21 protein-coding genes and 2 tRNA genes are annotated in these 21,732 nt (G+C 62.7%); 4 read left to right on the top strand and 19 right to left on the bottom strand.

The window, feature by feature from the left end:
* Positions 1 to 22 precede the first annotated feature (22 nt).
* Entirely contained in the window at positions 23 to 1,048 is a 1,026-nt protein-coding gene (gene thiL / locus M1E02_RS08215) for a thiamine-phosphate kinase (RefSeq protein WP_479377579.1), read from the bottom strand.
* Between the two features lie 77 nt (positions 1,049 to 1,125).
* Between thiL and M1E02_RS08210 the strand changes: the two genes are divergently transcribed.
* The gene (locus tag M1E02_RS08210) at positions 1,126 to 1,629 is read left to right on the top strand and encodes a DUF3515 domain-containing protein (RefSeq protein WP_479377578.1); all 504 of its coding nucleotides are present in this window, start codon (positions 1,126 to 1,128) and stop codon (positions 1,627 to 1,629) included.
* Positions 1,630 to 1,721: 92 nt separating this feature from the next.
* On the opposite strand, the gene M1E02_RS08205 is transcribed toward M1E02_RS08210, so the two are convergent.
* From M1E02_RS08205 to leuC, 6 genes are all read right to left on the bottom strand, one after another.
* The gene (locus tag M1E02_RS08205) at positions 1,722 to 2,867 is read right to left on the bottom strand and encodes a D-alanine--D-alanine ligase family protein (protein ID WP_479378100.1); all 1,146 of its coding nucleotides are present in this window, start codon (positions 2,865 to 2,867) and stop codon (positions 1,722 to 1,724) included.
* Positions 2,864 to 3,916 (bottom strand): NAD(P)H-dependent glycerol-3-phosphate dehydrogenase, encoded by a 1,053-nt coding sequence (locus tag M1E02_RS08200; RefSeq protein WP_479377577.1) that lies wholly within the window; start codon positions 3,914 to 3,916, stop codon positions 2,864 to 2,866. The genes M1E02_RS08205 and M1E02_RS08200 overlap by 4 nt, the downstream gene beginning before the upstream one ends.
* On the bottom strand, positions 3,913 to 4,725 hold the full coding sequence (locus M1E02_RS08195) for a lysophospholipid acyltransferase family protein (protein WP_479377576.1): 813 nt from the start codon (positions 4,723 to 4,725) through the stop codon (positions 3,913 to 3,915). The genes M1E02_RS08200 and M1E02_RS08195 overlap by 4 nt, the downstream gene beginning before the upstream one ends.
* A 12-nt stretch (positions 4,726 to 4,737) precedes the next feature.
* The gene (gene murA, locus M1E02_RS08190; RefSeq protein WP_479377575.1) at positions 4,738 to 6,063 is read right to left on the bottom strand and encodes a UDP-N-acetylglucosamine 1-carboxyvinyltransferase; all 1,326 of its coding nucleotides are present in this window, start codon (positions 6,061 to 6,063) and stop codon (positions 4,738 to 4,740) included.
* Positions 6,064 to 6,275: 212 nt separating this feature from the next.
* Complete coding sequence (gene leuD, locus M1E02_RS08185) at positions 6,276 to 6,878, bottom strand: 3-isopropylmalate dehydratase small subunit (protein WP_479377574.1); 603 nt, start codon at positions 6,876 to 6,878, stop codon at positions 6,276 to 6,278.
* Between the two features lie 8 nt (positions 6,879 to 6,886).
* On the bottom strand, positions 6,887 to 8,341 hold the full coding sequence (leuC, locus tag M1E02_RS08180; protein ID WP_479377573.1) for a 3-isopropylmalate dehydratase large subunit: 1,455 nt from the start codon (positions 8,339 to 8,341) through the stop codon (positions 6,887 to 6,889).
* 112 nt (positions 8,342 to 8,453) lie between these two features.
* On the opposite strand from leuC, the gene M1E02_RS08175 reads away from it, so the two are divergent.
* A complete protein-coding gene (locus M1E02_RS08175; protein ID WP_479377572.1) occupies positions 8,454 to 9,173 on the top strand; it encodes an IclR family transcriptional regulator in 720 nt (239 codons plus the stop codon).
* Positions 9,174 to 9,254: 81 nt separating this feature from the next.
* A complete protein-coding gene (locus tag M1E02_RS08170; RefSeq protein WP_479377571.1) occupies positions 9,255 to 9,815 on the top strand; it encodes a DUF1697 domain-containing protein in 561 nt (186 codons plus the stop codon).
* Positions 9,816 to 9,827: 12 nt separating this feature from the next.
* Here the strand turns inward: M1E02_RS08170 and M1E02_RS08165 are convergent, their stop codons facing one another.
* The 9 genes from M1E02_RS08165 to M1E02_RS08125 form a co-directional block, all read right to left on the bottom strand.
* Positions 9,828 to 11,444, bottom strand: a complete 1,617-nt coding sequence (locus M1E02_RS08165) for a GTPase (protein WP_479377570.1) — start codon at positions 11,442 to 11,444, stop codon at positions 9,828 to 9,830.
* Positions 11,441 to 13,231, bottom strand: coding sequence for a dynamin family protein (locus M1E02_RS08160; protein WP_479377569.1), 1,791 nt, complete (start codon positions 13,229 to 13,231; stop codon positions 11,441 to 11,443). The genes M1E02_RS08165 and M1E02_RS08160 overlap by 4 nt, the downstream gene beginning before the upstream one ends.
* Positions 13,232 to 13,392: 161 nt before the next feature.
* Positions 13,393 to 13,468 (bottom strand) — tRNA-Glu (locus M1E02_RS08155).
* A gap of 126 nt (positions 13,469 to 13,594) precedes the next feature.
* Positions 13,595 to 13,666, bottom strand: a tRNA-Gln gene (locus M1E02_RS08150).
* Between the two features lie 138 nt (positions 13,667 to 13,804).
* The gene (locus tag M1E02_RS08145; RefSeq protein ID WP_479377568.1) at positions 13,805 to 14,533 is read right to left on the bottom strand and encodes an HAD family hydrolase; all 729 of its coding nucleotides are present in this window, start codon (positions 14,531 to 14,533) and stop codon (positions 13,805 to 13,807) included.
* On the bottom strand, positions 14,533 to 16,056 hold the full coding sequence (gene gltX, locus M1E02_RS08140; protein WP_479377567.1) for a glutamate--tRNA ligase: 1,524 nt from the start codon (positions 16,054 to 16,056) through the stop codon (positions 14,533 to 14,535). Before gltX ends, M1E02_RS08145 begins: the two co-directional genes overlap by 1 nt.
* 81 nt (positions 16,057 to 16,137) lie before the next feature.
* The gene (locus tag M1E02_RS08135; RefSeq protein WP_479377566.1) at positions 16,138 to 16,914 is read right to left on the bottom strand and encodes a fumarylacetoacetate hydrolase family protein; all 777 of its coding nucleotides are present in this window, start codon (positions 16,912 to 16,914) and stop codon (positions 16,138 to 16,140) included.
* Between the two features lie 45 nt (positions 16,915 to 16,959).
* Positions 16,960 to 17,745: an MBL fold metallo-hydrolase gene (locus M1E02_RS08130; RefSeq protein WP_479377565.1), complete on the bottom strand. Its 786-nt coding sequence runs from the start codon at positions 17,743 to 17,745 to the stop codon at positions 16,960 to 16,962.
* Positions 17,739 to 17,870, bottom strand: coding sequence for a hypothetical protein (locus tag M1E02_RS08125; RefSeq protein ID WP_479377564.1), 132 nt, complete (start codon positions 17,868 to 17,870; stop codon positions 17,739 to 17,741). Before M1E02_RS08125 ends, M1E02_RS08130 begins: the two co-directional genes overlap by 7 nt.
* Between M1E02_RS08125 and M1E02_RS08120 the strand changes: the two genes are divergently transcribed.
* On the top strand, positions 17,869 to 18,462 hold the full coding sequence (locus tag M1E02_RS08120) for a hypothetical protein (protein ID WP_479377563.1): 594 nt from the start codon (positions 17,869 to 17,871) through the stop codon (positions 18,460 to 18,462). The two genes, M1E02_RS08125 and M1E02_RS08120, sit on opposite strands and share 2 nt — an antisense overlap.
* Before the next feature lie 136 nt (positions 18,463 to 18,598).
* On the opposite strand, the gene M1E02_RS08115 is transcribed toward M1E02_RS08120, so the two are convergent.
* The 3 genes from M1E02_RS08115 to M1E02_RS08105 all read right to left on the bottom strand — a co-directional run bounded on the left by M1E02_RS08115 (position 18,599) and on the right by M1E02_RS08105 (position 21,653).
* Entirely contained in the window at positions 18,599 to 19,711 is a 1,113-nt protein-coding gene (locus M1E02_RS08115; RefSeq protein ID WP_479377562.1) for a branched-chain amino acid aminotransferase, read from the bottom strand.
* A 109-nt stretch (positions 19,712 to 19,820) separates the two neighbouring features.
* Positions 19,821 to 20,873, bottom strand: coding sequence for a 3-isopropylmalate dehydrogenase (locus M1E02_RS08110; RefSeq protein WP_479377561.1), 1,053 nt, complete (start codon positions 20,871 to 20,873; stop codon positions 19,821 to 19,823).
* Between the two features lie 60 nt (positions 20,874 to 20,933).
* A complete protein-coding gene (locus M1E02_RS08105; RefSeq protein WP_479377560.1) occupies positions 20,934 to 21,653 on the bottom strand; it encodes a class F sortase in 720 nt (239 codons plus the stop codon).
* Positions 21,654 to 21,732: the final 79 nt, after the last annotated feature.

The following is a 21,732-nucleotide window of genomic DNA, read 5'->3' as shown; positions in this document are numbered from 1 at the left end:
CGCTTGCGCGTTGGCGGCAATCTTAGTCTGCAAAGTGATCCCATCCCACAAGGTCAGCGGGCCGGCCCGCGATATTGACACCCGTACTGTTGTTTCCTGCAAGGGCCTGCACTGAGCCTATCGCAGCAAAGCCTCTGGGCAACTGAACTCCAGCGCGGAAGGTTGCAAGCAAACCGTGGTCCTCGCCTCCGCCCAGCACCCACTCAAGCGGCTCCGTGCCGAGCAGCTGCCCCGCGGGTGCCAGTGGGGCGGCCAGGAGCTTCAAAGACTCGGGATCAAGGTCCACGATCACTTGGCTGGCGGCCGCCATCCGGCCGGCATCCCTCACGAGCCCGTCAGAGATATCAAGCATGGACGAGGCTCCCGCCTCCAGCGCCAACGGACCCGAGGCCAGCGGCGGAATCGGGCGGCACTGGGCGTCCACGAACTGGCGCAGCCCCGGCGCCAGTGACGCCACGCTGTGTCCCGACTCCAGAATGGCAAGGCCGGCCGCCGCCCGGCCCACCGTGCCGGCCAGGGCCAGGACATCTCCCGGCGCGGCACCGGACCGAAGGACGGGGTCCCTGCCATCCAGAGTCCCCAGGATAGCCACCGTCACGGCAATTTCACGTCCGCGCCCCAGGTCACCACCGGCGACTGAACAGCGGAGTGCTCCCAGTTCACCGATGGCGGCAGACAATCCATCCGCAAAATCCTCGACCCAGGACACCCGGGTTTCGCTGGGCAAAGTCAGGCTCACCACCATGGCGGTTGCCTGGGCCCCCATGGCGTTGATGTCGCTGAGGTTCTGGGCAGCAGCCTTCCAGCCGACGTCGTACCCTGTGCTCGCATGGCCGTTGGGCCACACGAGGCGAAAGTCCTGATCCTGGACCTGGGTGTCGATGCTGATTACCGTACGCCCGTCCGGCGCGCCCACAATTGCAGCGTCATCGCCAGGGCCAAGCAGTAACAGGGCGTCGGCCTCAGGCGCGCCTTTGAGGCGGGGGAAGATCCTGGCAAGCAGCCCGGATTCGGTGAGGTCAGCAACGGTCAACGGAGTTTCAAGCACGGCACTACGCTATCGTGGGGGGCGGACATCACGGGCAGCGACATCACCGGGCGGGCGCTGCAGGATAGGCTTGTTTGATGCTTCGGCCCAACTCACCGGTCACCTCCCACAGGATCCGCCTCCTCGCCATTCTGGCCGCTGGCGCGCTTTCGCTTACAGCCTGCTCTCCCGTCGTCGATGTTGCCCCCGCGAAGGATGCCGCCAATCCGGCCTGTGCACCCATGATGGTGGCCCTTCCCGAGGCAATAGGGGACGCCCCGTTGCGCAAGACGAACAGCCAGGCGACAGCGGCATGGGGAGACCCCTCCCGCGTCATCCTCCGGTGCGGCGTCAACCCGCCGGGACCCACGACTGACAGGTGCGTCAGCGTCAACGGCATCGACTGGGTCATTAAAGAAGGTGACCCGGTCTACACGCTCACCACGTTCGGGCGGGAACCCGCTACGGAGATCCTGATGGATCCGGACAAAATATCCTCGGCAACGGTGTTGGCTGATCTTGCCAGTGCTGCTGGAAAGATCCCTGCAAGCCGCAACTGCGTGGGCAAGGAAGATCTGCAGAACCTGCCACCAAGCAGTTAGAGCCTAACTCGAGCGAGGTTAGGGTGCCGCCTGGGCCCACGCCGGCAGGGTTCCCTGGCCGAAGCGGAGCGAGGTTAGGGTGCCGGTGGGGACTAGCGGAGCCCTGTTTTCCGGTTGAGGGCCAGGTAGATCAGTTCGTCAATGAGGGCCGGATAGCTTAGCCCTGAAGCGGCCCACATTTGCGGGTACATGCTTTTGGGGGTGAATCCGGGCATTGTGTTGATCTCATTGATAATGATCTGGCCGTCGGGCGTGTAGAAGAAGTCCACACGGCTCAGGCCCTCGGCACCAACGGCGTCAAAAGCTGCGGCAGCGAGTTCACGGACCCGGGCTATGGCTTCTTCGGGAATGTCAGCGGGGCAGCTCAGCTGTGCAGCATCATCCTCAACGTACTTGGCTTCGAAGTCATAGAATTCGTGGCCGCCCCCTGCAACCGAGATCTCGCCTGGCATTGAAGTACGCGGGGGTTGCGTCCCCCGCCCCTCAAGCACGGCACACTCGATCTCCCGTCCGACGATTCCCGCTTCAATGACGAGCTTGAGATCGTGCAGGCGTGCCTCCTCAATGGCGGCATCCAGGCCTTCAAGGGAGTCCACTTTTGAGATCCCCATGGACGATCCCGCCCGGGCCGGCTTCACAAAAACGGGGAATCCAAGCAGGTCGACGCGTTTACGCACTGATTCAGGATCAGTAAGCCACTGGCGGTCTGTCACGGCCACGTAAGGTCCCACGTGAAGCCCGGCCGCCTCAAAGACAACCTTCATGAAGTGCTTGTCCATACCGACGGCAGAGGCCAGCACCCCGGCGCCCACGTAGCGGGTATCAGAAAGTTCCAACAGCCCCTGGATGGTCCCGTCCTCGCCGAACGGCCCGTGCAGGAGGGGGAACACGACGTCGACCGTTCCGAGTTCCTGTGGGATCTGGTTCGGTGAGGCGACAATCAGCTGGTGCTCGCCGCCGATCTCCGCCAGCGTTACCGTGTTGGACGACGCCTCGACCTCCGGCAACAATGACGAGGACAGCGACCATTGCCTGGTATCTCCGGATGCCAGGACCCATTGGCCGGTCTTGGCAATGCCGATGGGAATGACGTCGTACTTATCCTTGTCGATGGCAGCCAGCACCCCGGCGGCAGTGACGCAGCTGACGGCATGCTCGCTGGAGCGGCCACCGAAGAGCACAACAACCCGGGGGCGGGGCTTGCCCGCGGTTTCTACATTCTCATCCGACACAGTCAGTAATCGCCTTCGGGTTTCAGTTCCCGGGCGAGCAGCCGCGGTCCCAGTTCGTCAACGGACATCTTTCCGGCAAGGACGGCTACCACGGCCGCCGTAATGGGCATATCAACACCCAGTTTTCCTGCCAGTTCATGAACAGCCTGGCCGGATTTGATCCCTTCGGCCGTCTGCGTCATCTTCTCAGCTACCTGGACCAGGGTAAGACCCTCTCCCAGCAGCCGGCCGGCAGTATGGTTCCTGGACAACGGCGAGGAACACGTTGCCACAAGGTCACCCAGACCCGCCAGTCCGGCCATCGTCTTGGCGTTGCCGCCCAGGGCAAGCGCCAGGCGGGAAGTCTCGGCCAGCCCCCTGGTGATGACTGAGGCTTTGGTGTTGTCCCCCATCTGCTTGCCTTCGCAGATGCCTACGGCCAGCGCGATCACGTTCTTCACGATGCCACCAATTTCGACGCCGACGACGTCCCCCGTGGTGTAGGGACGGAAATACGGCGCAGTGCAAGTGCGTGCGATCCATCCCGCAGCGGCAGCGTTGGAACAAGCCACAACAGAAGCGGTGGGCTCTTCCCTAGCGATCTCCATCGCGAGGTTGGGACCTGAAACCACCGCGATGCGATCTGCTGGAATGCCCAATTCCTCACAGATGACCTCACTCATGCGGGCGTCGGTACTCAGCTCCAGGCCCTTCATCAGGGAGACCACCATGGCATCTGCGCCCACAAGGTGTTTCCAGCTACGCAGCTGTGGTCTCAGGGTCTGGGCCGGCACAGCCAGCACCACCAGGTCAGCGCCCGCCAGAACCTCATCCACATTCATGGACGCGGTAATGCTCGGCGGTAATTCAACATCCTTAAGGTATTGCGGGTTGCGGTGGCTTGCGTTGATCTGCTCGACCACTTCAGAGCGGCGCCCCCAGATTCGGATGCTCCGGTCGATGCCGGAGGCCGTTGCGGCGTCAGCGAGGATCTTCGCGAAGGTGGTTCCCCAGGAGCCTGCACCCAGAACGGCCACCGAGAGCGCCGAACCGGGTTTGGTGTCCTGCTCGGTCATTCCACACCCCGGGAAGGGTCGGTCGGGTTGCTCCCGGGAGCGTCGCTGCCGTCGGCGATGATTTCCGGGGAGCCCTTTTGAATCTTCCGGCCATGCTTTGACTGGTTATGGGCAGCAGGATCCCAGCGCTCGGCTGGCGGGTCCTCACCGCGTATCCCAGCCAGCAACGCTGTGATGTCCTTCATGATCGCTGCGGTGGCCGCGGTCAACGTTGCCTTGTCCAAGGGGCGGCCCTCAAAGGCGCTGAGGTCCACTGGTGGCCCCACCACCAGCCGTGAACGCTTCCGCGGAAAAAGGTGGAAGCTTTTGGCATAGCGGGGAAAAACCTCGTGGGCTCCCCAATGGGCTATGGGAACAACGGGGATCCCGCCCTCAAGAGCCAAGCGGGCCGCCCCGGTGTGGCCTTTCATGGGCCAGAGTCCGGGGTCCCGGGTAAGGGTGCCTTCGGGGTAGATGACAATGGCTCCGCCTTCGGCCACGATCTCCTGGGCGAGCTGCAGTGAACGGTTCGCTCCCGCCGTCGAGCGTTCCACCGGGATCTGTTTGGTTGCACGCAGGATCCAGCCCAGTACGGGAACCTTGAAAAGGCTCGCCTTGGCGAGGAAGTGCGGCGCCCGCTTCTGGTTGTAGAGCATATGCCCCACGACAAGGGGATCAATTTCCGTGCAGTGGTTGGGGGCAGCGATGAAGCCGCCCGCGGGAAGCTTCTCCGTGCCCTCCCATTTCCTGTCCATCATGACGTTCAGCAGGCTGCGTACGATGCCCGCGATGATCATGAATGTGACGTGGCTCTTGGCCGTTTCCTTCAAAGGGAGCCCCCGCTACTTAACTGCAGTGATGTCGAAATCGGCGCCCAGGCCCGCAAGCTTCTCGGTGAACCGTTCGTAGCCTCGGTTGATGATGTCGATGCCGGTGACGCGCGATGTCCCGGTGGCCGCCAGCGCCGCGATGAGGTGGCTGAACCCGCCGCGAAGGTCGGGCACGTCGATGTCAGTTCCCTTGAGCTGGGTGGAACCGGAAATAACGGCAGAGTGCAGGAAGTTGCGTTGCCCGAACCGGCACGGAACGCTGCCCAGGCACTCGCGGTGCACTTGGATGTTGGCCCCCATGCGGAGCAGGGCATCCGTGAAACCGAAGCGGTTCTCGTACACAGTCTCGTGGACGATGGAAACGCCCTCAGCCTGGGTGAGGGCCACAACCAGGGGCTGCTGCCAGTCGGTCATGAACCCGGGATGCACATCGGTCTCGAGCACAAGCGGACTGAGCTTTCCGCCGTGGTGATAGAAGCGGATGCCGTCCTCGCCGATGTCCATTCCCCCGCCCACCTTGCGGTAGGTGTTCAGGAACGTCATCATGTCGCGCTGAGTTGCACCCTCGACGAAGATATCGCCTCGTGTCACAAGCGCGGCAGAGGCCCACGACGCCGATTCGTTGCGGTCCGAAAGAGCGCGGTGGTTGTATCCGCCCAGGTCACGGACACCTTCGATGCGGATAGTCCGGTCCGTCTGCACGCTGATGATGGCGCCCATTTTTTGGAGCACAGCGATGAGGTCCACAATCTCCGGTTCCGTCGCCGCACCCGAAAGCTCGGTGATGCCGTCCGCGCGAGTGGCGCTCAACAGGACCTGCTCTGTGGCGCCTACCGAGGGGTAGGGAAGGGAAATCTTTGCTCCCTGCAGGCCCCGGGGTGCGGAGATGTGGATGCCACCGGGCCGCTTCTCCACTACAGCGCCGAACTGCCGCAGCACATCGAGGTGGTAGTCGATAGGCCGATCGCCGATCTTGCAGCCGCCGAGGTCGGGAATGAAAGCTTCGCCAATCGCGTGGATCAGGGGTCCGCAAAGAAGGATGGGGATGCGCGAGTCACCCGCGTGTGCATCGATGGCAGTGCTGGATGCCGTCTTGGCATCTTTGGGGTCAAGTGTGAGATCGCCAGTGATGGGATCCTTGTCCACGGTGACGCCATGCAGCTGCAGGAGGCTGGTAACAACCTCCACGTCCTTAATTTCAGGAACGTTCCGCAGCAGGGACGGCTCATTGCCCAGCAAGGCCGCAACCATCGCCTTGGGGACGAGGTTCTTGGCCCCACGGACGGTGACGCGGCCTGTAAGCGGGACGCCTCCGCGGATTGTCAGAACACTACTCATATACCGGTTTCCTCACGATTACTCGCCCCCCAATACTTCCAAAGGCTCCCGCTAAGCATATGAGTTCGCTGTACCGAACCGAAATACAGGCGCAGCCGAGCGGCCGGCGGAGGCAGTACCGTGGCATCTGTGGCCCGCTTAAATACGGTGTGATGAGCGGGCAAGCGACTGCGGTCTGAAGCCTGCTGGAGAACTCTGCTCCGAGGGGACGTTCAGGACAGCCGTGCAGGCAGGGTCTTGGGTTTGAACGCGGGCCGGGTGGCCTCATAGGCGGTGATGTCTTCCTCGTATTTGAGGGTCAGCCCGATGTCATCGAGGCCCTCCAGGAGACGCCAGCGCGTGTAATCATCGATTTCGAACGGGGCCACGACGTTACCGCAGATGACCGTCTTGGAAACAAGGTCCACAGTCACCTCGGTGCCCGGGGCGTTCTCGAGGACTTTCCAGATGAGTTCGATGTCATCCTGGGCCAATTCGGCCGCGAGCAGTCCCTGCTTACCGGAGTTGCCGCGGAAGATGTCAGCGAAGCGTGAGGAGAGAACTGTCTTAAAGCCGTAATCCTTCAGTGCCCAGACTGCGTGCTCACGGGAGGAACCCGTACCGAAGTCGGGGCCGGCAACCAGTACGGACCCGGCATTGAACGGAGCCTGGTTCAGGATGAAGGACGGATCTTTGCGCCAGGCTGAGAACAAGGCGTCCTCGAAACCGGTCCTGGTGATGCGTTTGAGATAAACCGCAGGGATGATCTGGTCGGTGTCCACATTGCTCTGTCGCAGCGGGACGCCAATTCCGGTGTGGGTGGTGAACTTTTCCATGGATACTCCTAGGCGGCGTCGGTGCGGATGGCTGCGGTGTCCGGAGCGGGGTCCAGATCCGACGGGGAACTGAGCGTTCCGCGGACAGCGGTAGCGGCGGCCACAACAGGCGAAACGAGGTGCGTCCTGCCACCCTTGCCCTGCCGGCCCTCGAAGTTACGGTTGGAGGTCGAAGCGCAGCGCTCACCCACCTCCAGCTGGTCCGGGTTCATTCCCAGGCACATGGAGCATCCGGCGAAGCGCCACTCGGCACCGAAGTCCTTGAAGACCTTGTCCAGACCCTCAGCCTCGGCTTCAAGCCGCACGCGCGCGGATCCCGGCACCACCAGCATGCGGATATTGGGGTCCTTCTGGCGGCCGCGGACGATGTCAGCAGCTGCCCGGAGGTCTTCCATACGTGAATTGGTGCAGGAACCCAGGAACACAGTGTCCACACGGATTTCCTTCATGGGGGTACCGGCTGTCAGGCCCATGTACTGCAGGGCACGCTCGGCCGCGGCTTTGGCATTCTCGTCACCGAAGTCCTCGGGAGAGGGAACCTTGGAGGACAGGGACACGCCCTGGCCCGGATTGGTGCCCCAGGTGACAAACGGCTCAAGCGTATCGGCGTCGAGATCCACCTCAGCATCGAATGTCGCGTCTTCTTCAGTCAGCAGGGTGTTCCAGTACTCGACGGCGGCGTCCCACTCTGCGCCCTGCGGCGCGTGCGGGCGGCCCTTCATGTAGGCGTACGTGGTCTCATCCGGGGCCACCAGGCCGGCGCGGGCACCCGCTTCGATGGACATGTTGCAGATGGTCATCCGCGCTTCCATCGAGAGTGCACGGATGGCGGAGCCGCGGTATTCCAGGACATAGCCCTGGCCGCCGCCCGTACCGATTTTCGCGATGACGGCCAGGATAATGTCCTTGGCGGAAACGCCGGGCTTCAAGGTGCCTTCGACGTTGATGGCCATGGTCTTGAAAGGCTTCAGGGAAAGGGTCTGGGTGGCCATAACGTGCTCAACCTCGGACGTGCCGATACCCATCGCAAGTGCGCCGAACGCCCCATGGGTGGAGGTATGGGAGTCACCGCAGACAACAGTCATCCCGGGCTGGGTCAGGCCGAGCTGGGGGCCCACGACATGGACGATCCCCTGTTCGGCATCACCGAGGGAATGCAGCCTGACGCCGAACTCCTGGCAGTTATTGCGCAGGGTCTGGATTTGGGTCCGGCTGGTGAGGTCGGCAATGGGCTTGTCGATGTCCAGCGTCGGCGTGTTGTGGTCTTCGGTGGCGATAGTGAGGTCGGGGCGGCGCAACTTGCGGCCAGCCAGGCGGAGGCCTTCGAAGGCCTGCGGTGACGTCACTTCGTGGACCAGGTGAAGGTCAATGTAAAGAAGGTCCGGCTGAGCGTTGGCGCCATCGCCGTCGCCTTTGCGCACCACGTGCGCGTCCCAGACTTTCTCGGCCAATGTCTTTGCCATGGCCATCTCCCTTCACTGCTGTTGGCTGTTAATATCCACTGAATCAGCAGACCTCTGTAATAAGCCAGTCCAAAGATTTGCATCTCAGATAATGAGACGTCAATATCAGTACATGGACAATTCTAGCGGAGTCGGTGTCATCGATAAAGCGGCCCATGTGCTTGACGCACTGGAGGCCGGACCCACCACACTGGCGCAGCTCGTGGCGGCTACCGGGCTGGCGCGACCAACGGTGCATCGGCTCGCTTTGGCCCTTGTCCACCACAGGCTTGTGAGCCGGGACATCCAGGGAAGATTTGTCCTCGGCAGCCGGCTCGTTGAGCTCGCTTCCGCGGCAGGCGAGGACCGACTGATCGCCTCCGCCGGACCCGTCCTCATGCAGTTGCGCGATGCCACCGGCGAAAGCGCCCAGATCTTCCGCCGCCAGGGCGACTGGCGCGTTTGCGTCGCCTCAGCGGAACGCCCCATTGGACTCCGCGACACGATCCCCGTGGGCACACAGCTGTCCATGAAAGCCGGATCTGCTGCCCAGGTCCTCCTGGCATGGGAGGACCATGACCGCCTCCTGGAGGGTCTGCAGTCGGCCCGCTTCACTCCCACTGTCCTTGCAGGAGTACGACGGCGCGGATGGGGTCAGAGCCTGGGTGAACGCGAGCCTGGGGTGGCGTCAGTTTCGGCCCCCGTCCGTGGGCCGTCCGGACGCGTGATTGCGGCAGTTTCCATTTCCGGCCCGATTGAGCGATTGACGCGTCAGCCAGGAAGGCTCCACGCCGAAGTGGTGTGCAACGCTGCCCGCCTCCTGACTGAAGCACTCCGCAAGACCAACGACTGACGGCAAACCGGCTGCCTGCTGTATCCAGGTACTGCTGCGGTTCGGCTGAGGTACCGCCGGCGCCGGCACTAGGCTGGCACCATGACCAGCTACGCAGTGTTTCTCCGAGGCGTGAACGTGGGTGGAATCAATATCAAGATGGCCGATCTCCAAATGGCCCTCAAAAAGTGTCCGTTCAACAACGTAAAGACGCTCCTGGCCAGCGGAAACGTTGTGCTGACCAGTGACCTGGACCCGGCTGCGGTGAAGAAGGAATTTGAGGCCTGTCTGCGCGAGTCCTTTGGCTACGACGCCTGGGTGGTGGTTCTGACGGACAAGCGGGTGGCGGACCTCGTGGAAGCATGTCCCTATCCGGCAGATGATAAAAGCACGCACAGCTACGTCACACTGTCCTCGGATCCCGGCATGCTGGACGACCTGGTCAAAGCCGCCTCCGCCCTTGAGGGCTCCGGGCTTGAAGGAAACGTCCTCCAACGGCTGGGTCCGGAGGCGGTGGCCTGGTTGGCTCCCGCCGGGGGAACCCTTGAGAGCCCGTTCAGTAAGGTTTCGGCCAAGCCACGCTACAAATCGACCACCACTACGCGCAACCTTCGCACCCTGATTAAGGTGCGGGACGCCGCAAACGCTCTTTCGCAGGAGTGAGGAGACCGGGCGTCACTTGGCCCGGGCGGCCTTGAGCGCGGCACTGAAGGAGCGCAGCCGGCTGATCTGAGCTTCCACCGGCTCCACCACCTTCCGCTCGGCTACTGCAGTTACGGCACTCTTCAGCCTCCTCCTTGCCGCAGCAGCCCGCACCTTGGCCGCAACAACAGCTATGACCCTGCCGGTAATAGCAAGGAATATCCCCAGCACCGCTCCGCCGAGCACCATCAGGGTTGGTAGCGGCCAACCTTCCACCCTGGGAACCTCCGGAACCGGCAACTGCAAATAGCCCAGAACGGCGAGGCCACCCAGCCAGCCCAAGCCGCCAAGGACTGTCAGCAGCGCCAGCCACTGGACCAAATTGAAGACAGGCCACCACCACGATTTTTTTCCGGCGGACAGCTCGGTTCCGGCAATGGCCTGATCCAGGGCGTCGGGCAATTGATCCCTGCCATCACGGGCGGCGCTTCGGATTACAGCGCGCCAGGGCCCAGGGGCGCCTTCGCTCGCGGCGTCGGCAAACTCGCGGACGGCGGCATCCGTCCTTGCACGTTCCGGGGCTCCCGCCGGGGGCAGCGACGTCCTGTTGACGGCCGAAGGTTCGTTCCGGCGCAGATTGAGCCTGCGCAGCGGGTCCGGACGGAAGCGCACCAGCCAGCGGGTCACCGGCCAACCCGTCCGTCGGGTGGATTCGATCGTGTAAGACTTGGCGACAGCTTCTACCACCAGCGGAACGTTTGCGGCGGAAGCGAGTTCGTCGGCCAGGCGTGCCCTGGCTCCTGAGGTCACCCCGGCCGCTTCACCGTCTCCGGACTCAGTAGCGAGCCGGGAAGACTCACGCGCTACGTCCGCAGCCAGGCGTTGGGACGATGCCTGGCGCTGCACCACTACCCTGCGGATCGCAGCCCTGACGTCGTCAATTCCTTCCTCCGTCACCGCGGACGTGCCCATTACCCGAACCGGCCCCAGCCCGTCACGGGCAAGAATGCCCCGCAGCGACTCCAGCACAGGATCAACCTCAGCTTTTGGCAGCCTGTCGATCTGGTTGAGGACCACCAGTGTCACGTCGGCGTGGGAGGCCAGGGGGGTCAGAAAATCGTTGTGTACGGCTGCGTCCGCATATTTTTGTGGATCCAGAACCCAGACCAGGACGTCCACCAGACCAACCATTCGTTGCACGATTTCGCGGTTGGCAGCCCTGGTGGAATCAAAGTCCGGAAGGTCGAGCAGGATCAGGCCAGTAGATTCATCGGCAAACCCTGGCACCGCCGTCGCGTGGTGACGCTGCTTGACCTCCAGCCAGTCGAGGATCGGCTCACTTCCAGTGACGCCCCAAACGCTTGCTAAAGGTTCAGAGGTAGTTGGCCGCCGGGCTGCCGCCGTCGCAATTTCCGCTCCCCCAACCGCATTGAAGAGGGAAGACTTTCCGCTGCCGGTTGCTCCGAAGAATCCCACAACGGTGTGGTCCGACGAGAGCGAGCGTCGCGAACTGGCCCGTTCCAGCACGTCCAGGACGGCATCCAGCGTCTCGTCGGATAGGACCCCCTCCGCCAGTTCGCGGGCGTTATTCAGGGCCTCCAGCCTGCGGTGAAGGTCTGACGCTTCGCGGGCCGCACCATGACGGCTCATGCGGCGGCTGCGAGCGTCTCGAGTGCTTTCGCATGGGCAAGCAGTGTCTGGGGAGAAACGCCGCCGTCACTCTCAAGCCTCACCAGGAACCTCTGCTGCTCGGCCCGCAGCAGATTCTCGCAGCGCACATGCAGATCCTCCCGCGCCGTCCGGGCGAGGCGCCTCACGGCGTCCTCACCGAATACTGCTTCCAGAAGCTTTTGCCCGACGACGGCGGTACCGCCGGCAACACCAATCTCCAAGCCCGTCAGGCCGGCAGTCATGGAAAACACAACAATCATGAGAGCCGCCCCAAGTCCATTCACACCAATGGAAAGCCACCGGGCCTGGGTGCGCCTTCCCTGGCCCTCGGTCCGGATCAGTTCCATCAGCGCGCCCTGCCAGTCCCTGATCTCGGCGGCCACCTTGTCCCCAAAACCAGCGCTCGTGCCACTCAGGTCATCGCTTCCCAGCAGTTGACGGCCGGCCGGGTCAGAGCGCCAGCGCCGGTCTGAATCTTCGGCAGCATTAGCCGCCTCGTCCATGATTACGGCTTGAAGACCAGATTCGATTGCGGTTTCCACCTTGACTGCCGGAGCCGGCTCACCGCGAAAGTAGGCACCGATTCTGTCCCGGGCACGGCCGATGTTCTGTTCAAGCGTCCGGAAGAACTCCCCGGTGCCAACAAAATCCTGCCAGCGGGCAAGCACCTCGCCCCGGAGTAAAGCCCCATCCCGCGTGGCCTCAAGGATCCTGGCAACGGCGTCGGTGTAGGCGCCTCGTACGTCGTCCGCCAGAACCTCTGCCGCCCGCTGTTGATCCTCCACTGCCTTGCCTGCACCGGCAACGCGCAGCGCAAGCCCTTTGACGGTCCCGTTGAGAGTCCGCCGTGCAATGCCCGCCCGCCCCGCTGCGTCTTCGGCCAGGTTCCGCAGCCAATGCCTGATGGGTTCTACGGGCGATTGCGGCAGCATCCCGAGACCGTCCAATTCCACTTCCGGGACAATGAAGAGCCTGGCCTCCCCCAATCCTTCGCGCTGGAGCATGGAACGTAGGTCGGTGCTGACTTCCGTTTCAGCCGAGGCCGGCACCCGGTCCAGGACAACAGCCACCAGAATGTCCCGTGAGGCTGCATCCAGGAGGAGCTTCCATGGCACGGCATCTGCATAGCGGTTGGCCGTAGTGACAAAGATCCAGAGATCCGCGGCCGCCAGCAGTTGACCGGCCAGCTGGCGGTTCGCGTCGGAGATGGAGTCGACGTCGGGAGCGTCAAGTACCGCGATGCCCGCCGGCACCGATGAATCGGCGACCAGAACGAGGGACGAAACCGGCCCCGGCTCCGGGATTGCATATGCCTGGCCGGCCTCGCTTCTGGGGAGGGGGGTCCAGAGGACCGCGCCCCGGATGCGGCTGAGTTTCGGCAGGACGCGTTGGCCTTCAAACCACTCGGCATCATCGGGGTGGTGGAGCAGAATGGGCTGGCGCGTTGTAGGACGAATAGCTCCGGCACGCGTAACAGGGTGTCCCACCAGAGCGTTGACCAACGTTGATTTCCCGGCACCGGTGGAGCCGCCCACTACGGCAAGCAGGGGCGCATCCAGGCTTCGGTAGCGCGGCAGAATATAATCCTCAAGTTGGGCCAGGGAATTCCGGACGTCCAGCTTGGCCTGATCCGCGCCAGCGAGGGCGAGGGGCAGCGTCACGGCCGAAAGGTCCTCCTGGACGCTTTCCAGAAGTTCAATCGCCGAGGCCGTCCGCTGGGCCGGGGTGGAGTTCCCGCCCGGACCGGTGATTTCGTTGGAGGTCACACCAACATCATGCCAGCCTTGGAAACGATTTCCGATGAGCCTGGTGAAAGGAGATATTAGCGCTTTTGTGCGAGAGACGTGCGAGCTATGCCATAAGCGCTGACTTGGAGCAGGATACAAAAACAAGGGGCCGGAAACCCGTAAGTTTCCGGCCCCTTTATTGGTGACCCCAGCGGGATTCGAACCCGCGTTACCGCCGTGAGAGGGCAGCGTACTAGGCCGCTATACGATGGGGCCGTGTACTTCCCAGGCATTTCTGCCTCGCGCACCGAAAGATTGTTTCACACTTTCCGCGCGCGTTTCAAATCGGCATAACCGGTTTGAAAGTTCTAAAATTCCGCTGTTTACGGCGATATTTCAGAGCTGGGATACCAGGACTCGAACCTAGAATGACGGTACCAGAAACCGTAGTGTTGCCAATTACACCATATCCCAATGGAACTTTCGGGCTGGATCTACGGGTCAAAACCCGCGCTCCCAGCGCCTCAGCACGAGTAATTACTTTACCCGAGAGTCTTGGCTCGCACAAATCGACGGAACCGCGCACGCTAACCGCCAGCAAGGGGAAGCGGATTAAGGCAGCAGTTCGGCGAGGGTGCTTACTTCCCTGCCAGTGAAATCTCTTGCTGGCTGGCCTGTTCGGTTCAGCCACACTCCGAGGAGGCCGGCGGCAGTGGCGCCTTCGGCGTCAAGCAAAGGGTTGTCGCCCACGAAGAGGGTTTCGGCGGCCGGGATTCCCAGTTGCCGGACGCCCTCAAGGTAGATCGCAGGATCAGGTTTCGGGACCCCGACGGTGTCGGTGCCGACGAGCAGCCGGATGCGTTGCAGCCCGGCGCTGTCCAGCTTTGCGCGCTGATAGTCGTGGACGTTGTTGCTCACGGCGCCGTATGGAATTCCGGCGGCATCGAGGGCATCGAGCAGGGGCTCGACGTCGTCAAAGGGGCGGACGTAGCCGGGCTGGAGCCGGGCATAAGAGGTGAGCCAGTTGTGCGCCTCCTCCCCCTCCCCCAGATCCACGCCGAAATGTCCTAAGGCTGCGCGTCCCCGCAGGAGTCTTTGCTCGTTGAACGTCAGTTCGCCGGCCAGGTACCGGTCGAAATAATGAGTGGTCTCATGGGTGAAGATCCTGCCGAACTTCTCCCACCCGGCCTGATCGAGACCGGGCAGGAGGTGCTCACTTACATCGCGCAGTGCGGTGGTCATGGAAAATTCAAGATCCACCAAGGTGTCGTCGATATCGAACAGGATCCCCTGCACTGCTCCGAATTCTGTTTCCAGGGCTCCTCCCACAGGCTGGGTCATCAGCCGCGGAACGCCTGAAGGCGCTTCAGTGAAGACTCCTTGCCCAGGATGACCATGGATTCGAACAGCGGCGGCGAAATGCGCCTACCGGATACCGCGGTGCGCACGGGACCGAAAGCGAGCCGGGGTTTGATTCCCATGCCCTCAACCAAGGCCTCCTTTAAAGCAGTCTGGATATTTTCAGCGCTCCAGTCCGTGACCGGGTCGAGCGCGGCAATGGCGGCGTCCAGAACCTCGGTGAGGTTCTGCGGCAGTCCCTTCCGGGCATCGTCAGCGACGTCGATGGCGTCGTCGTTCTTGAAGAGGAAGGCCAGCATTTCAGGCGCTTCACCCAGCAGGGCGATCCGCTCCTGGATCAGCGGGGCCGCCTCACTGAGGATGTCGTCTTCACGTTCAGTAAGCGACTCGCCCACAAGGCCCGCGGTGCGCAGGTAGGGAACCAGGCGGTTCCGGAAGTCCTCGGCTTCCAGCATGCGTACATGGGTGCCGTTAATGGCCTCGGCCTTTTTGATATCGAACCGGGCCGGGTTCGCGAGCACGTCGTGCACATCAAAGTGTTCGATGAGCTGGTCCACAGTGAAAATGTCTTCATCGGCGGACAGGCTCCAGCCCAGAAGGGAAAGATAGTTCAGGAGACCCTCGGGGATGAAGCCGCGGTCACGGAGCAGGAAGAGATTGGACTGCGGATCGCGCTTGGAGAGCTTCTTGTTGCCCTCGCCCATGACGTAGGGCAGGTGGCCGAACTCGGGAAGGTACTGGGCAACGCCGAGCTTTATCAGTGCGTTGATCATGACCACCTGGCGGGGTGTCGAGGACAGCAGGTCCTCCCCGCGCAGCACGTGCGTGATCCCCATCAGGGCATCGTCCACAGGGTTAACCAGTGTGTACAACGGTGAGCCGTCTGCCCGGACGATCACATAGTCGGGGATGCTCCCTGCCTTAAAGGTGATCTCGCCTCGGACCAGATCCGTAAACGTTACGTCCTCATCCGGCATACGCATGCGCAGCACAGGCTCGCGGCCCTCGGCCTTGAACGCAGCAATCTGCTCCTGAGTGAGCTCACGGTCAAAGTTGTCATAGCCCAGCTTGGGGTCGCGGCCGGCGGCACGGTGGCGTGCCTCAACTTCCTCCGGGGAGGAGTAGCACTCGTAGGCGTGGCCACCCTCAATGAGGCGGGAGACGACGTCTTTGTAAAGGTCAAGCCGCTGCGACTGGCGGTAGGGCTCGTGCGGGCCGCCCACCTCGACGCCTTCTTCCCACGTGATGCCCAGCCACTTCAGCGCCTCAAGCAACTGCTGGTAGCTCTCCTCGGAATCGCGTGCTGCGTCCGTGTCCTCGATTCTGAAGACGAACGTGCCCTTGGTGTGTTTGGCGTAGGCCCAATTGAACAGAGCCGTACGGATAAGGCCGACGTGCGGTGTACCGGTGGGTGAAGGGCAGAAGCGGACCCGCACGTTCGATTCGGAGTCAGTGGGGGCGGCAGCAGCGTCGAGGGCGTCGTTGGGCACGGAAGGAGTAGTCATAGTGCGTCCAACTTTACCGCCTGTCAGGGACGTCGCCCGCGACCCGGGCAGCGTCCCCTGACGGCGGTCACGCCGCATTACTCAGCGGCGGACTACCGGGTTGGAGAGGCGGCCGATGCCCTCGATCTCGACTTCGTAGCGGTCGCCCGCCTTGACGAGGCCGACGCCGGCAGGAGTGCCGGTCATGATGACGTCACCAGGCAGGAGAGTAAAGGCCTGGGACACGATGGAAACCAGCTCACGGACGCCGCGGATCATCTGGCTGGTGCTGCCGTCTTGACGCAGTTCACCATTGAGCCGGCCCTGAATGGAAAGGTCCTCGGTGTCCAGTTCGGTTTCGATCCAGGGACCCAAAGGAGCTGAGGTGTCAAAACCTTTGGCCCTGGCCCATTGCAGATCCGTTTTCTGGACATCCCGTGCGGTCAGGTCATTCCCGCAGGTGTATCCGAAGATGACATCGTCCACCCGTTCCTCGGGGACGTCCTTGCAGATCCGCCCGATTACGACGCAGAGTTCCGCCTCGAAAGACACTTCGTCGGAGAACTCGGGCAGCACTATGGGGTCATTGGGTCCGATGACAGACGTGTTGGGCTTCAAGAACAGCAGAGGGTGGGCAGGGACCTCGTTGCCGAGCTCGCGGGCATGTTCCACAAAATTGCGTCCCACTCCGATGACCTTGCTGCGCGGAATGATGGGGGCGAGGAGGCGGACATCCTCCAGCTTGTGCCTGACTCCGGTGCGCTCTACACCATGGAAGAAGGGGTCGCCGTTAATGACGGTAATCTCCTCGCTCCCAGGTTGGCCTTCAACAACGCCGTAGACGGGATCAGAATCAACAACAAACCGGGCGATACGCATGGTTTCCAGCCTACCGTCTCCGGGGGGACGTCCTCTCCCGGCAGATCATCGGCGCAGGTATGCCAGCTGTGCAGCGACGGAATTCTCAGCAGCTTTGCGGACGTCAGGGCCGACGTCGGAATAGACCAGGTCCGTTACCTCGTGAACCCCTGCCCCGTGCCCCAGGACGTTCAGCGCCCTCCGAATCTGCTCAAGACGTTCCTGCCGGTGGGCCCGGTAGGCCCGGACCAGCGTGTCCAGCTCCGGCAGCACAGGGCCGTGGGCTGGAAGCACTGTTGCCTGCCCCAGCTGCTCCAGGCGGTCGAGGGAGGCCAGATAGTCGGCCAGGGATCCATCCGGAAAATCCAGGACAGTGGTTCCCCTGCCCAATACGGTGTCGCCGGTCAGGACAGAGCCGTGCGGGCCGTCGGCCGGCAGATGAAAACTCAGCGAGTCTGAGGTGTGGCCCGGAGTCGCGAGTACCCTCAGTTCCACCCCGCAGGCCCGGATACTCTCGTGATCAGTCAGGACAGCTCCCCCGTGGCAATGGACCGGATCCGCCGCACGAACAGGAGCGCCGGTTATCTGGTGGAGCCGGGCGGCCCCTGCAGTGTGATCAGGGTGCCGGTGGGTGATCAGGATGAGTTCCACGCTGCCGGCCACGGCGAGCGCCTGGAGATGCCCTTCGTGCAGCGGCCCAGGGTCAACCACAATAGCGGCCGGGCATCCCGGCTCCCGCACTACATAAGAGTTGGTGCCCTCCAAGCTCATCGGCCCCGGGTTGGGGGCCAGGATGAACTCCGTCAGGGCTGAGCTGCGGTGCACGATGGGGCCGGAAGCTGAAGTCACCATCCCATCTTTGCATCGACCCCGCCGCAGCCACTGTCTTCTGCGCCGGAATAGAACACCGGGCGGTCCGGGTTGATCTCCAGTGAAGACCACACCATCTCTCCCAGGAAGCCGGAACCAGCCATCATGAGCACCACCACGCTTGCAGAACTCCTCGCCGAAGCCGATGCTGCCGGCCACGACCATGCCGCTACGGAGAAGAACAGCGGGCTCCTGCACATCCACAACCACGCAACGGGCAGCATTGTCTGGTTTCCCACATGGAAGAAGTTCCGTGAGACCGCCGATTGGAGCGAGGCCGTGGACGGAGCCGCTGAAGACCTGCGGTCGGGCTCAGGATCCAGGGAAGAATGGGCCGCCAAGTTCCTGGCGGACGACCTTGCCACACTCCTGAAACTCGCCGCGGTTTCCAGCGACGTCAACGCTTTCGTCCAGGAAAACCTCACGCATCACCTGACCCGGACCTGGGCAGTGGCCGATGCCGTCGCGAAGGCAACCGGGAAGGATCTGCCCACCGGCAGCGCCCCGCCGTCCTATCTTGCCGGCTATCCCTATGACCTTTACGCGCAGGACGGCGGCGTTTTCGCGACCACTTTCTGGAACGACATCATCGATGCCCGTCGCAACCAAGCCCTGGCGGACGAGGCTGTGCGGAAGGCTCTGAAGCCTGTGTCGCGCAAGGCACTGAAGAACGCGGCACGGAACGCCGCCAGGCGCTGACGCGCGAATCCGGCCTCTCGTCTCCCGGGGATTAAGGAACGACGGCGGCGGGCCCGCACTGCGTTCCTGTTGCTGCAGCGCCGGCCAACCGCCGTCGTATGTGTGTTCCTTAGTAAGGAAGCGGTGAGAGCCGCCGCTAGGCCAGCCGCGTAAGCCAGCCGTGCGTGTCCTCGACCGTTCCGGTCTGGATGCCCAGCAGCTTCTCACGGATCGCCATGGTGGTCTCCCCCGCCGTCGCGTCTTCAGACCCGATGAACTCAGTAGCGTCCTTGAGCAGGCCGATGGGCGTGATGACGGCCGCTGTTCCGCAGGCAAAGACTTCGGTGATCTCGCCGGAGGCCACTCCCTCACGCCATTCGTCGAGGGTGATCTTGCGTTCGCTGACCTCGCGGCCCATATCCTTGGCCACCTGGATAACGGACATCCGGGTGATGCCCTCGAGGATTGTGCCGGTAAGCGCCGGTGTGGCCAGGGAACCATCCTTCAGGACGAAGAAGACGTTCATGCCGCCCAGTTCCTCAACGGCATTGTCATTGAACTGGTCAAGGAACAGCACCTGCTTGCAGCCGTGGGCTTCGGCTTCCTGCTGGGCGATCAGGGACGCCGCGTAGTTACCGCCGCATTTGGCATCACCGGTGCCGCCACGACCGGCGCGGGCATAGTCGCGGGAGATCCAGATGGAGACGGGCTTGAGTTCGCCGCCAAAGTAGTTTCCTGCCGGGGAGGCAATGACTCTGAACGACACTTCGCGGGCCGCCCGCACACCGAGGAAAGCTTCGGTGGCGATCATGAAGGGGCGAAGGTAGAGGGCCTCGCCGTCGCCGGAAGGTACCCATTCCTTATCCGCGGCGACGAGCTCACGGATGGCCCCCAGGAAATACTCTTCCGGAAGCTCCGGGAGGGCAAGCCGACGCGCTGACTTGTTCAGGCGTGCTGCATTCGCCTCCGGACGGAAGGTCCAGATGGAGCCATCGCCATGACGGTAGGCCTTAAGGCCCTCGAAGATTTCCTGGCCGTAGTGGAAGACGGCGGCGGAGGGGTCCAGGGTGATTGGCCCGTAAGACTCCACGCGGGGGCTGTGCCAGCCGCCCTTCCCTTCGGCGTCAACGCTGTAGTCGACGACGGCGGTGTGGTCGGTAAAGAAGTTGCCGAATCCTGGGTTCGCCAGGATGGCCGCACGCTCTTCAGCTGACTTCGGGGTTGCCGAAAGTTGCTGGGTGAATTCGACGCCATGGGCAGTCTGAGTCATGGTTCCTCCACGGTTGGCTGCCTGATGGTAAACGTGGTTCAGCCTCGGACCACGGCAGCAGTTTGGTGATTCGAAACTAGCTTACGCCTGCTGGCCGGAGGGGCCGGACCTACAGGGCGGCAGCGATCGAGTCGCCGATTGCGGAAGTGCTCCGGGCTTCGCCGTTCCGGCTTTCGACGTCGGCAATTACCGCAGCTTCGACCTTCCGTGCCGCCTCGGAGTAGCCGAGGTGGTCCAGCAGGAGCGCTGCAGACAGGATGGCCGCCGTCGGGTCCGCCTTCTGCTGGCCCGCGATATCGGGTGCGGAGCCGTGGACGGGTTCGAACATCGAAGGTGCTGTCCGGTCCATATTCAGGTTGCCCGAAGCTGCAAGACCAATGCCGCCTGTTACGGCCGCCGCGAGGTCGGTGAGGATATCTCCGAAGAGGTTGTCCGTGACTATGACATCAAAGCGGGCGGGGTCTGTGACCATGAAAATCGTGGCGGCATCCACGTGCAGGTAGTCGTGACTGACCTCGGGGAATTCCTGGGCGACAGCCTCGACGGTTCGTTTCCACAAGTGACCGGCGTACACCAGGACGTTGTGCTTGTGGACCAGGGTGACCTTCTTGCGCGGACGCTCACTGGCCCGGCGGAAGGCATCGCGGACCACCCGTTCCACTCCATGGGCTGTGTTCAGCGAAACCTCAGTGGCCACCTCGTGGGGAGTTCCACCGCGGAGCGTGCCACCGTTTCCAACGTAGGGGCCCTCCGTACCTTCACGGACCACGACGAAATCGATGGTGCCAGGGGTGGCGAGCGGACTTCCCACGCCCCCATAGAGCCTGGACGGCCGCAGGTTGACGAAGTGGTCAAGGCTGAACCGCAGCTTGAGCAACATCTCGCGTTCAATGAGGCCGGACGGGATCCGTGTGTCCCCTGGTGCAGCTCCGACGGCACCGAACAGGATGGCATCCCTTGTTCGCAGGTCCTCCAGGACCTCGTCGGGAAGAGTTTCACCGCTCTCCAACCAGTGCTGCGCACCCAATTTGTAGTGGGTCTGCTCAATGGCGACGCCTTCGGCTGCCGCCACCTTCTCCAGAACCTTCAGGGCTTCGGCAATGACCTCCGGGCCGATGCCGTCGCCTGGAATGACAGCAAGATCAATGGTGGATGCGCTCATGTTTTCAGGGTAGCCAAACCATCCACATAATGGTCAAGTTGTCTCAATATGCGAACGGCGCTAGTTTTCCGGGGCCGGCGAGGCCACCACTACAACATTCCTTCCCCAAGGATCTTCTGAGTAGCAACTGACCAGGACAAGGCGGTTGGGTACTGCATCCCAGATCGGGCTGTCTTTCAGTGTGGACTTGGAATAGGTGGTGACCGACTCAACCCGGTAAGCCACGACGCCGTTTGCCGTAGTAACTGTCAGTTCGTCACCTTCATTTGCGGCCCAGCTCAAGTGGTTGAACGGGGCATCCCGATCCAGCCAACTGTGACCGATGATGTAGGTCGTGTCCGTGGATCCCGCGCCGGGCAAGCCGAAGGGCGTCAGCCAGTACCCGTCCATGGTTACAGGCGGATCGATGCTCTGACTGTCAGCATGCGGTTCCAGGGCGTGAACCACCACGTCCATCCCTGCTTTGGGATACGTGACCCGTGAGGGGGCAGAGGCGGCAGGAAGCGACCCGGATCCCTGGTCAGGCATCGGCACAACGGCAAGTCCGGCCTGCGAGGGCGTATCCGGTACTTCAGGTACCCGGGCCGATGCAGAGGGTTCCGGTTCTTTCACGGAGGCAGAAGGCGGTGTTGCGGGAATGCTGACAGATGCGCTGATGCTTGGAGTAGGAAAGCTGCTGATTCCATTGCCGGCTTGGTTGCCCGTGCCATAGGCTCCGGCCATTCCGTGGGCAAGCCAGGCGGTCAGGAGACCACCTGCACAGATGGCAAGAATAAGCACATCCCTGCCCCGCAGAAGCAGGCTGCGTTTAACGGCTCTCCTACTGCGCCGAACCCTGCGCTGACTTGCCACGGCTTAC

Source organism: Arthrobacter sp. Z5-13 (assembly GCF_056499105.1).
This window is presented reverse-complemented; position numbering and strand designations above follow the sequence as displayed.